Source organism: Enterococcus sp. MMGLQ5-1 (genome assembly GCF_013155265.1).
Classification (GTDB): domain Bacteria; phylum Bacillota; class Bacilli; order Lactobacillales; family Streptococcaceae; genus MMGLQ5-1.
The window spans coordinates 387,850-399,505 of the sequence record NZ_JABJXU010000001.1 but is presented as its reverse complement, the minus strand read 5'-3'; the positions used below and the strand labels follow the sequence as shown (position 1 = coordinate 399,505).

Here is an 11,656-nt window from a genome sequence, read left to right as displayed (position 1 = left end):
GTAATCAAATTTTTAAAAAACGTTTGAACGATTTTAAATCCCATAACGGTAGTTTTACAATTTCCATAGCTAAGATAACTGATAACTTCATTCCTTCAAAAAATGATGAATGTTAGCAATTTATAAAAAAATTAAAACAAAAAAAGGTAATGAAATTAAAATTTCAATTACCTTTTTTGTTTTATTTAACGTTATTTAACTTAATTATTTACTTTCTAATAGTGCTTTTCTTGAAGCATTGACACGACCACGATCATCAACCTCTGTTACCTTAACTAAGACCTCATCGCCAAGCTTAACAACATCTTCGACCTTACCAACGCGTTCATTGGCAAGCTGGGAAATATGAATCAACGCATCTGTTCCATCAAATAGGTTAACAAAGGCACCAAATTTTTCAATGCGGACAACCTTGGCAAGATAGGTTTCGCCGACCTTAGCTGATTTTGTTAAACGCTCGATAATCGCCTTAGCACGTTCAATACCAGTGGCATCATCTGAATAGATTGAAACCAAGCCTTCTTCATCAATATCAATTTTAACACCAGTTTCATCAATAATTTTATTGATTTGTTCGCCACCCTTACCGATAACCACTTTAATCTTATCTTCGTCAATTTTAATAAAGTCAATCTTAGGTGCGTATTCAGAAACGGTAGGTCTTGGCTTGGAAATTGTATCAGTAATTACCTTAAGGATTTCAAAACGTGCTGTTTTAGCCTGTGCTAAGGCTTCACGGAGGATTTCTTCGGTAATGCCTTCGATTTTAATGTCCATTTGTAAGGCAGTAATACCGTCCTTGGTACCTGCAACCTTAAAGTCCATATCGCCAAAGTGATCTTCCAAGCCTTGAATATCGGTTAAAATCGTGTAATTTGCACCGTCAGAAATTAAGCCCATCGCAATACCAGCAACAGGTGCTTTAATCGGAACCCCACCAGCCATCAAGGCAAGTGTGCCTGCACAAATCGAAGCCTGTGAAGACGAACCATTAGATTCCAAGACATCTGCCACTAAACGAATCATATAAGGAAACTCTTCTAGTGATGGAATCACTTGCTCCAGGGCACGTTCACCTAAGGCACCGTGACCGATTTCACGACGACCCGGACTGCCTGAGCGACCAGTTGAGCCGACCGAATATTGTGGGAAATTATAATGATGAATAAAACGTTTTTTATACTCCTCACCTAAGCCATCAATTCTTTGAGCTTCCGATAAAGGCGCCAGGGTTAAAACAGACAAGGCCTGTGTTTGACCGCGCGTAAATAAGCCAGAGGCATGAACGCGTGGTAAGAAGTCAATTTCAGCATCCAAGGGTCTAATTTCATCAATTTTACGACCATCCGGACGCACTTTATCCTCGGTAATTAGACGACGTACCTCTGAATGCTCCATAATTTCCAAGATTTCGACAACTTCACGCATTTTACGAACCTTGTCTTCGTCTTCGGCAAATTTTTCTTCATAAATCGCAATCACTTTTTCACGAACAGCGTTCGTTGCATCCTCACGAGCTAATTTTTCTTCAACCTGTACTGCTTGAGCTAATTCAGCATAATAAGCATCATTAATTTCATGAGATAGCTCTGCATCCACCTGTAGCAGCTCAACCTCTGATTTTTCCTTACCAACCGCAGCTACAATTTCTTCTTGGAAGGCAACGAGCGCCTTGATTGCTGCATGACCAGCCATTAAAGCTTCAAGCATCACTTCTTCTGATAGCTCTTTAGCGCCTGACTCAACCATATTAATTGCTTCACTCGTACCTGCTACAGAAAGCTCTAGCAATGATTTTTCATATTGGGCAACTGTTGGATTAATTACTAACTCGCCATCTACATAACCAACCTCAACACCGGCGATTGGGCCATTAAATGGGATATCAGAAATGGAAAGGGCAAGTGAAGCACCAAACATCGCTGCCATTGGTGCGCTATTATCCTCATCAAAGCTCAAAACAGTATTGGTGATTTGAACTTCATTTCTAAAGCCTTCTGCAAACATTGGTCGAATTGGACGGTCAATCAAGCGGGCTGTTAAGGTTGCATCGGTTGATGGACGACCTTCACGCTTTAAAAAGCCACCAGGAATTTTACCTGAAGCATACATTTTTTCTTCATAATTAACAGTTAGCGGAAAGAAATCGCCATCGCGCATTCCCTTGCTCATCACCGCTGCTGATAATACAGTTGTATCACCATAGCGTACCACAACAGCACCATTGGCCTGCTTGGCAACCTGACCAACCTCAACGACTAATGGACGCCCTGCCCATTCAGTTGAAAAAATTTGTTTATCTGACATTTGCTCTCCTCTTAGATTGAAATAATCAATCGATTTTATTAATACGTGCTACTAAACAAATCTAAATCATTCATTTTTTGCCTGACTTAGACTTGTCAAGTAGTACTGAATCGACTTTAAACTCAATCTATGTTTAAAGCTGACCCAGTATAGTACACGTACCTTTTTATTTTAGCGTAAAAAGCTCAAAAAAGCGATATTAATTTGTACGACAATAAAAAGACTAGCTAAATTAGCCTTGTACTTTTTGACTCGTTCCATTGGTATAATTAATTTGAAAATTAGCTTGAACATTATAAATAAAAACATTAAATGAAATTTGCTGATCCTCAATACTCTCAGCTTCAAGCTGAACGCCACGACAAACAAGCTCATCATCCTTAAAATAAGGTGTCACTCGATAGCGCACATGATGATTCGTTGTTTTTAAGTAACTCGCAACCTCTTGCTCGTATGTCACCATATAGATTTGATTCAACTGCTGAGTCCCAGTAAACAGATTTTGCCAATTCGCATTTTCACCTGTCAGCTGATGTGCAATTAAATGTGAGCGATTATAAAGCCAAGTATCCTGATCGATTTTTTTTTGGTGCCAGCCGCTAGGATAAACATTTGAAATAGCTTCTCGTTGCTTTTTGGGCATCAAGCTTTTATGAAGCATCGCATTGGCTACGCCAACACGATTATATTGATCAAGCGTGCTGAAGGCTTGCCAAGCCCCTTTAGATAAATCTAAGTCAGACTTTTCAAAATTTGGTACGCCCTGATTAATTGTAACAACCGGATTACCTGCGTAAGTTAGCTGAACATTTGCTTGATTTTTTAATGCTTTCGTTTTGAAACTAGTCGGTTCAGCTTGATTCACAAATTGATTAACTTTTTGCAGTGCTGTATCGTTGAAAGCCAAGAATAGCAAGATGCTGACAAAAAATATTGAAAGCCATTTTTGTGTTGTCGACATTTTTTGAAATTGCTTAGCTTGCCGTTTAATTTTTCGATAATTTGCCATGATGACCAACCTTTCATTAAGTAATTATAACTTAAATTAATTATTAATTTATATCAAATTTTAGCCAAATCAAAAATAGTTGCGACCAAAGCCACAACTATTTATTAATCAAATTAATTTTCAAAACTAAAATAACCCAACTGCGTTACCATCTTCATCAATATCCATTTTTAATGCAGCGGGCTGTTTAGGTAAGCCCGGCATTGTCATCACATCACCTGTTAAGGCAACGATAAAGCCTGCGCCCAGTTTAGGGACTAGCTCCCGAATCGTTACTTCAAAATCGCTTGGTGCACCTAACAAGGTCGGATCATCAGAAAGTGAATACTGAGTTTTTGCCATACAAATTGGCAATTTATCCCAGCCATTAGCAATAAAATCTTTGATTTGATTGAGCGCCTTCTTCTCAAAAACCACCTGACGCCCACCATATATTTTTTGCACGATTGCTGTAATTTTTGCTTCGATTGATTGATCAAGCTGATAGGTTGTTTCAAAATGAGAAGTATCCGCCGTTTCAATCACTTTAACTAGACGTTTAGCAAGTGCCACACCACCGTCAGCACCTTTTTCCCAAACCTGTGCTAATTCAACAGGGACATTAATTTTTTCACAAAGTGCAATTAATGTTTCAACCTCTGCCGCCGTATCCGTAATAAATTCGTTAACTGCGACTACTACAGGTAAGTTAAAGCCTTGAATATTTTGAATATGCTTCTTTAAATTAGCAAAGCCTACCTTCAAAGCCTCGATATTTTCCTTAGACAGCTCGTCTTTTTTAACCCCACCATGCATTTTTAAGGCACGAATCGTTGCCACAATTACAACCGCATCTGGTGTTTTGCCAAGCGCACGAGTTTTGATATTTAAGAATTTTTCGGCACCAAGATCTGCACCAAAGCCAGCCTCCGTCACTGTATATTCACCTAATTTTAAAGCCGTACTAGTCGCTAAAACTGAATTACACCCATGCGCAATATTGGCAAAGGGACCGCCATGAACAAGCGTTGGTGTACCATAAATTGTTTGAACTAGATTAGGCTTGATGGCATCCTTCAAGACCAAGGCCAGTGCGCCTTCTACCTTTAAATCACCAACCGTGATTGGCTTTTTAGAAAAATCATAGGCAACGACGATTTTACTTAATCTAGCTTTCAAATCTTGAATATCAGTTGATAAGCAAAGTACCGCCATAATCTCACTTGCAACTGTAATATCAAAGCCGTCTTGGCGAGGTACGCCTTGGAAAGGACCACCCAAGCCAATAACAACCTGTCTCAACGCGCGGTCATTTAAATCAACGACTCGTTTCCAAACGACCCGACGCTGATCAATATTTAGTTCGTTTCCCTGCTGCAAATGATTATCTAAAAGCGCAGATAAAGCATTGTTCGCCGTTGTAATCGCATGCATATCACCAGTAAAATGCAAATTAATATCTTCCATCGGTAAAACCTGTGAAAGACCACCACCGGTCGCACCACCCTTAACGCCCATCACCGGACCTAAAGAAGGCTCACGAAGTGCAATAACCGTTTGCTTGCCGATTTGATTGAGCGCATCACCCAAGCCAATAGTCACCGTTGATTTGCCCTCGCCCGCTGGTGTCGGATTAATTGCAGTGACTAAAATTAATTTACCATTTTCTTTCGTTTTCAAACGATTAATGGCAGTAAAATCTATTTTCGCTTTGTACTTGCCATATTTTTCCAGTTCGTCTTCATTAAGGTCTATTTTTTCAATAATTGCTTCAATTCGTTTAAGTTCTATACTCTGTGCAATTTCAATATCAGATTTCATATATCCTCCTATTAATCAAAAAAACAATTCTTAACTATTATAGCCTACTCTGTCATTTTTTGTGAACATTATCATGATAAGTCTTAAAAATATTCGTAAAAGTACGGATTTTAATATGAAGTAAATATTTATAATATAATCGCATTAATCACTGAACAGCTTAACAGGTCCACTCACAAAAAAGCTAGGAAAATTTTCCTAGCCCTCTGCTTATTTTTCTTTAATCTTACCTGTCCAATATTCAAGTCCCTTTTTCAGAATATAAATATCTTGATAGCCGTTCTTTTTCAGAATCAATGCGACATTACCAGCAACCTGAGGCTTACCATTCTCATACAGATAAATCGGTTTATCCTTTCTAACCGATGCTAAGGAAACCTTAACTTGACTAGCAGGCAAGTTTCTAGCGCCCATAATATGACGACGCTTAAACTCCGCTGGCTCTCTGACATCAATCACCTGCGCTGAACGCATCCCCTCTCTAAAGGTCTGCTCATCAATAATCGTCGCTGCTCGCTTTACTCGAAAACGCGTAATAAAGGGAAAAACAAATAATAAGATGATAATAATGATAAGTATTATATTAATAACAAAAAAATTCAAAACCCTGCTCCTTACTTAAAACTTCTTTATTATTTATATATTACACTATGCCTTTTCAAACTTCAATGCAAGACTTGCCGCACCGATAATACCAGCATCATTACCCAGCTCTGCCAACTTGATCTTCGTCGTTTGACGAACCTGTGGGAAGGTAAACTGATTAAAGTAGTCTTCAACCTGTCCACGTAAAAACTCTCCAGCCGCCGAAACACCACCGCCAATTACGATTGCTGATGGGTTTAAGGTATTACCTAGATTACCCGCCGCTAAGCCGAGATAGAAGCAAACCTTATCCACAACCAAGACAGCAAACTTATCACCAGCCTGTGCCTTTGAAAAAATATCCTTACTTGTTACGGCCTCTCCGTTATCAATCGCGCTCTTGATCACTGAATCGCCTTCCCATTGCTCAGCTAATTTCCGCGCGACACGAACAACACCTGTTGCAGAAGCAACCGTTTCAAGACAACCCTTTTTACCGCAGGTACATTCAAAGCCATCAATCGGTTCAACCGTCACATGCCCAATCTCTCCAGCGGCACCACCAGCACCGTGTAATAAATTTCCAGCTGCAACAATCCCACCGCCGACACCCGTACCTAGGGTCATAAAGACAACATCCGGATCATTTTCACCTGCACCCTTCCAGCGTTCCCCAAGTGCCGCAACATTTGCATCGTTATCAATTGCTAATTCTAAACCAGTGCCTTCAAAAATCGCTTCACCAACTGCTTGCGTTTTTGCCCAATTTAAATTATAAGCACCAGTTACCGTATTATTAACTAAATCAACAGAGCCGGGACTTCCCATCCCAATACCAATAAAATCACCCTTTGATAAATTATACAGCTCTAAGCGATGATTAATTGAGTCAATAATGTCAGGCACAATATTTTTTCCCTCATCTAAAATATTGGTCTCAATTGCCCATTTATCTTGAACCTCACCAGAAGTCGTTAAAATACCAAACTTAACTGTTGTACCACCCAAATCAATCCCAATTACTTTTTTTTCTGCCATTTATTTACCTACTTTCTTCAATTCTATGCTCACGTCGTAAAATTAAATCCGCCGTAAAAAAAGTTTCTTTATCAATTACGTGCGAATCGTACAAGCCTTTTAGTTCAATCCGCATTAATTCAATATCATAAATTCTTTTGCCTACATAAATATAAATATTAAACTGTTTTAATAATTGTTGCACATCATAAAACGTTTTCATAGAGCCTCCCTTAAATTAGCATAAACGTTAAACCAACTCAAGAGTGTTAATGAAATTTGGCAAAAGTTAGGAAAATTGTGGAAATAATTAGGAAAATATAAAAAATAAAACTAACGATACGCAGATGCTTATTAAATGATTGCCGACCGACACCTAGCACAACCGTTAGCAATGCACCACCGATTAGCCCTCCAAGATGCCCCCAAAAAGCGATATTAGGCTGAATGACGCTTGAAACTAAGGTCAAAATCATCAGTATAAAATAGCTTTGAGATAAGCCTTGAATCATCGCATTGTTGGGTACTAGAAAACGCAGCACGATAAAGGCACCAAACAGCCCAAGAAGACCACCAGATGCACCGGCCGAAATCGAGTAGGTATCTAGATAGAAGGTCAGACAATTTCCAAGTAAACCACTTCCCAAGTAAATAATAGAAAATCGCAGATGTCCGAAAACCTCTTCAGTTTGCTTCCCTAAAAAATAAAGCACAACCGAGTTAAAAAGAAAATGTGAAAAACCAATATGTACAAAAATGGGCGAAATTAAATGCCAAAGCTTAGTCGGATCTTCCACCACCTGCAATCCATATAAACCGCCAAAATTAATAATTGTTGTCGCACTTTGACCATCACCAAATAAACCAGATTGCATTAGTACAAAAATAATTGTTTGAATTGTCAAAAAGATTAAGGTCATATAGCTTTCATTTTTAATTCGTTTAATATTCATAAATCCTCCATTAGTTAATTTGAAAAATAAGCCGAAAGGCATAAATCTAAATTTTTAGTGGTACCTATATCATACTATTAATCATAACAATTTACTTAGGAATAATTAATTGTTGAACAGCAATATCATGCTTTTCTGGTTTAAAGGCTTGAATTTGTTGACTAAAAACCAAGCTGATTGTTTTCCCTTGAAATTGATTTAAATAGATATCATAATAACCGCCACCATAGCCAATCCGAAAACCTGCAGGATTGAAGACCACCCCAGGAACAATTAGTAAATCAATTGCTTTAACCTCATCACCTTGATTAGTCGGTTCAAGAATACCATAGGTGCTTAATTGTAAATTTTTTTTATCATATTTGAAAAATTTTATCTCTCGTTGAGTAAAAGTTTTTGGAATTACGATTTTTTTGTTATTTTTTAAAGCGGATTCAATGACTTTCATCGTGTTAAATTCAAATGAAAAAGGTAAATAGATACCAATCGTTTGTGCATTAATATAGCTATTTTCAAGCATAAGCTGATCCATAATCGAATTTTCTTGGGACACTTTATCATCCAAATCCATCCTCTTCAAATCTCGAATGATTTGTTGCCTTAATTTTTTTTTCATTTTTTTCTCCTTTTATTGCATTCCGCCATTATCTATGCTAACATAATGAGTGTGGTTTTTGTTAAGATTTATCGGTAGGTCGTTTCATTATAAACATTCTTCGATTCATCGGCAACAATTGCAACAATTTACGCGTATAACGCAAGGAGGATGTCTATAATGGCACAAGGTACTGTTAAATGGTTTAACGCTGAAAAAGGTTTTGGTTTCATTACTGCTGAAGATGGTAAAGATGTATTCGTACACTTCTCAGCTATCGGCGGAGACGGATTCAAAACTTTAGAAGAAGGTCAAGCTGTATCTTTCGATATCGAAGATGGCGCTCGTGGCCCTCAAGCAGCTAACGTTACTAAAGACTAATTTAGTTGCTAAAGCAATCCTTCGGGATTGCTTTTTTTTTGCTAAATAAACTCAATTTCAAATTGGGCAAATTCTGCTAAAATGATCAATATGGATGACAGGGTTGGGGACAAAAGTCCTAGCCCCTTTTTGTATTGTTCGTAATTTACAGAGGATAATGCGACTACGACTAGTCAACGCCTAAGCAAAAAATCTGCTAAGGCACGTTGTCATAAGCTTTTGCGTAAGCCGTTGAAGCTAGATTGTCTGAAAAGCGTAAACGGCTTGTTTTGACAGGCTTTCTCCCTCAAAGCTGTTCAAATAGATATGTCATCCGGTCAGACAGAAAACGTCTGACTAAATAAACGAATGACTCGTCTATTTTTCACAGTTTAATCAGAGAGAAAGCACCTTTTTTTACGGCGTTAAACGTCTTTTGTTCCACCTCCAATTGAACCGAAATATTTATCAGTCCAATTTATTATAGAGCTCTAAAATAACAGTGATTATTTCTTAAAAATATTAATAAAAAAATTAAAATTTATTCAAGATATGTCTTGAATGTAACCGCTCCCTTTGATACGATGATTAAACTGAAAAAATAGGAGACGGAAAATGACAGATTTAACTAAAGGCAATATCTTTAAAATCATTATCGCATTTAGCTTACCACTAATTGTCGGCAATGTTTTTCAACAGCTGTATACAACCATGGATACACTAATCGTCGGTAAAACTTTGGGTAAGACGGCCTTGGCTGCTGTTGGCTCAACGAGCAGTCTTTCATTTCTCATTTTGGGATTTGCACAGGGACTAACAGCAGGACTTTCAATTATTACAGCACAAAAATACGGTGCAAACGATTTAATCGGCGTCAAAAAAAGCTTTGCAACCGGTATTATCTACTCAATAATCATCACTGTAATTCTTACCATCCTGTCACTTGCATTTGTTGAGCCATTACTTATTGTCATGCAAACACCAAAGGATATTTTAAGGGATGCTCAGATTTTCATCGGCATTTTATTTATCGGCACCTTCGCCTCAATTGGCTTTAATTTACTGTCTAATATTATTCGTGCCATTGGTGATGCCAGAACGCCACTTTTTTTTCTGGTTGTTGCAAGTATTGTTAATATTATTTTGGAATTTGTTTTTATTCTATATTTTAAATGGGGTGTTGCTGGTGCTGCTTTTGCAACCGTCATCGCTCAAACGCTCTCTGTTGCACTAGGCATTATTCATATTAAGCGGCGGATACCAATCCTAACCCTAAGAAAGGACGACTTCCGTTTAGATAAGCAAGACTTCATTGAGCACGCTCGTGTTGGCTTTCCAATGGCCTTTCAAACCTCAATCATTGCGATTGGCACGGTCATCATGCAAATTGCCCTAAACACCCTTGGAACAGATGCAGTCGCAGCCCAATCTGCAGCAAGCAAAATTGATCAGCTTGCAATGCTGCCATTAATTGCGCTGGGCACTGCCATTGCAACCTTCACCGCTCAAAACTTTGGTGCAAAGGAATATCAGCGAATCATTGATGGCATTAAGGCAGCCTTAGTGATTGCCGTTAGCTTTGCCATTATCGCTGGTATCGTAATTAATCTCTTTGGTAACTTCTTTACCTCATGGTTTATTAATCAAGGAGAGGGTGAGGTTTTCAGACTTGCTAATATTTATTATCTTATCAATGGTTCAATGTATTGGCTGCTTGCCATTTTATTCATTCTTAGATACATGATTCAAGGCTTAGGAAAGGGCTTCATTCCAACCTTGGCTGGTATTATGGAATTAATTGCTCGGATTGTTGCTGCCATTATTGGTACGATGTTCTTTGGCTTTGCAGGTACCGTTGCTGCAAATCCACTAGCTTGGCTAGGCAGCGTTGCGATTCTTTTACCAAGCACAATTATTTCAATTCGCCAGCTCAAAAAATGGGAACAGGATAAGCAGCAGCTAGATTCGCAATCCTATTAGCCATGCAGCGTTTAAATTCACGAAATTGAGAGGATAATAGCTGAGCTACTCCTCTTTTTTGTATGTATAATTCATAAGTATGCTTTTATAATGCCTATAAATTAATTTATTTACAAAAAAGGAGAATTAATTATACTTAACATAGAGTGTTACTAAATTGGGGGTGATAATGATGAAAGCCACATCATTGATCGTACGCGGGAAAATATTAATATTTATCTCAAAATACGCATAAAGATATCTTTGACGAAAATAAGCCTCAAAGGTATCAAAGAGGAGATTCGTTAATGACAAAAGCAATTGAAATTTTACAGCCTCATGAATATTGGCTGATCAAACAGCAAGCCTTTGAGCTAATCAAGGCCTATCATTCAGTCAATGATAAGCAAACAATCGAAGCACTTCAGACACTAATAAAAGGCGAAATAGAGACATATTTTAAAAGGGCTCCTAAGTTAAATCCGTATTTGGATAAGCTGATGGTGCAAACGCTGACAAAAGAGCAATTTCTCGTCATTTTTGAGGCCCTAAAGGTCTTTGTTCAGCCCATGAAGATACCAAGTCACAAACAAATTCAAAAATGTTTTCGTAAGGTTAAAAAATTGCCTAATCTTGAGACAGAAAGCATTGATTTTCGAGAATTAAGCTATTTAGGCTTTAACGATGGCAATAATAATCGAAAATACTTAATTCGGAACGTTAATCAGCAATTTATTGGCCTTTACGGTCAATTTAGCCCAGATGCTCAAAAAGGACATTGCGCAATTTGTAATCATATCAGCACAGTCGCCTTTTTTCTAGCAACTACAAAATCTGCTGGTGACGGAACATATACCAAAAAAGGAAATTACCTTTGCACTGACAGTTTTGAATGCAATCGTCATATCAGTCAGCTTGAGCATCTTGAAAAGTTCTGGCAAAATTTTTCAAATTAATCGACAAAAGCCAGCTTTCTTCAATCAAAAATGCTGAGCCACAGAATTAATTACTTAAAATTCGTTAAAAAACGACTTTAAATAATTTTTCCTATGACTCAGCCCTTTTTATAAG

At 37.8% G+C, this 11,656-nt stretch carries 10 protein-coding genes and 1 pseudogene; 3 read left to right on the top strand and 8 right to left on the bottom strand.

What is annotated here, in order from left to right; all coding sequences use genetic code 11:
• Positions 1-216: 216 nt before the first annotated feature.
• From pnp to HOY35_RS01755, 8 genes and pseudogenes are all read right to left on the bottom strand, one after another.
• A pseudogene (gene pnp, locus HOY35_RS01790) lies at positions 217-2,307 on the bottom strand (polyribonucleotide nucleotidyltransferase); the annotation flags it as partial.
• Between the two features lie 232 nt (positions 2,308-2,539).
• Entirely contained in the window at positions 2,540-3,316 is a 777-nt protein-coding gene (locus HOY35_RS01785; protein ID WP_249641446.1) for a DNA/RNA non-specific endonuclease, read from the bottom strand.
• Between the two features lie 126 nt (positions 3,317-3,442).
• A complete protein-coding gene (locus HOY35_RS01780) occupies positions 3,443-5,116 on the bottom strand; it encodes a formate--tetrahydrofolate ligase (protein ID WP_172210297.1) in 1,674 nt (557 codons plus the stop codon).
• A 210-nt stretch (positions 5,117-5,326) separates the two neighbouring features.
• On the bottom strand, positions 5,327-5,719 hold the full coding sequence (locus HOY35_RS01775; protein ID WP_172210296.1) for a rhodanese-like domain-containing protein: 393 nt from the start codon (positions 5,717-5,719) through the stop codon (positions 5,327-5,329).
• A gap of 45 nt (positions 5,720-5,764) precedes the next feature.
• Positions 5,765-6,739 (bottom strand): ROK family glucokinase, encoded by a 975-nt coding sequence (locus HOY35_RS01770; protein ID WP_172210295.1) that lies wholly within the window; start codon positions 6,737-6,739, stop codon positions 5,765-5,767.
• 4 nt (positions 6,740-6,743) lie between these two features.
• Positions 6,744-6,941: a YqgQ family protein gene (locus HOY35_RS01765; RefSeq protein ID WP_172210294.1), complete on the bottom strand. Its 198-nt coding sequence runs from the start codon at positions 6,939-6,941 to the stop codon at positions 6,744-6,746.
• A 46-nt stretch (positions 6,942-6,987) separates the two neighbouring features.
• The gene (locus HOY35_RS01760) at positions 6,988-7,671 is read right to left on the bottom strand and encodes a rhomboid family intramembrane serine protease (RefSeq protein ID WP_172210293.1); all 684 of its coding nucleotides are present in this window, start codon (positions 7,669-7,671) and stop codon (positions 6,988-6,990) included.
• A 91-nt stretch (positions 7,672-7,762) separates the two neighbouring features.
• Entirely contained in the window at positions 7,763-8,287 is a 525-nt protein-coding gene (locus tag HOY35_RS01755) for a 5-formyltetrahydrofolate cyclo-ligase (protein ID WP_172210292.1), read from the bottom strand.
• A gap of 159 nt (positions 8,288-8,446) precedes the next feature.
• Between HOY35_RS01755 and HOY35_RS01750 the strand changes: the two genes are divergently transcribed.
• The 3 genes from HOY35_RS01750 to HOY35_RS01740 all read left to right on the top strand — a co-directional run bounded on the left by HOY35_RS01750 (position 8,447) and on the right by HOY35_RS01740 (position 11,541).
• Complete coding sequence (locus tag HOY35_RS01750) at positions 8,447-8,647, top strand: cold-shock protein (RefSeq protein ID WP_172210291.1); 201 nt, start codon at positions 8,447-8,449, stop codon at positions 8,645-8,647.
• A gap of 594 nt (positions 8,648-9,241) precedes the next feature.
• Positions 9,242-10,606, top strand: a complete 1,365-nt coding sequence (locus HOY35_RS01745) for an MATE family efflux transporter (RefSeq protein ID WP_172210290.1) — start codon at positions 9,242-9,244, stop codon at positions 10,604-10,606.
• Positions 10,607-10,893: 287 nt separating this feature from the next.
• Complete coding sequence (locus HOY35_RS01740; protein ID WP_172210289.1) at positions 10,894-11,541, top strand: FusB/FusC family EF-G-binding protein; 648 nt, start codon at positions 10,894-10,896, stop codon at positions 11,539-11,541.
• Positions 11,542-11,656 lie beyond the last annotated feature (115 nt).

Coding starts and splice junctions, on each gene's coding strand:
- HOY35_RS01785 (WP_249641446.1), bottom strand. CDS start 3,316: ATGGCAAATTATCGAAAAATTAAACGGCAAGCTAAGCAATTTCAAAAA.
- HOY35_RS01740 (WP_172210289.1), top strand. CDS start 10,894: ATGACAAAAGCAATTGAAATTTTACAGCCTCATGAATATTGGCTGATC.
- HOY35_RS01755 (WP_172210292.1), bottom strand. CDS start 8,287: ATGAAAAAAAAATTAAGGCAACAAATCATTCGAGATTTGAAGAGGATG.
- HOY35_RS01780 (WP_172210297.1), bottom strand. CDS start 5,116: ATGAAATCTGATATTGAAATTGCACAGAGTATAGAACTTAAACGAATT.
- HOY35_RS01760 (WP_172210293.1), bottom strand. CDS start 7,671: ATGAATATTAAACGAATTAAAAATGAAAGCTATATGACCTTAATCTTT.
- HOY35_RS01745 (WP_172210290.1), top strand. CDS start 9,242: ATGACAGATTTAACTAAAGGCAATATCTTTAAAATCATTATCGCATTT.
- HOY35_RS01770 (WP_172210295.1), bottom strand. CDS start 6,739: ATGGCAGAAAAAAAAGTAATTGGGATTGATTTGGGTGGTACAACAGTT.
- HOY35_RS01750 (WP_172210291.1), top strand. CDS start 8,447: ATGGCACAAGGTACTGTTAAATGGTTTAACGCTGAAAAAGGTTTTGGT.
- HOY35_RS01765 (WP_172210294.1), bottom strand. CDS start 6,941: ATGAAAACGTTTTATGATGTGCAACAATTATTAAAACAGTTTAATATT.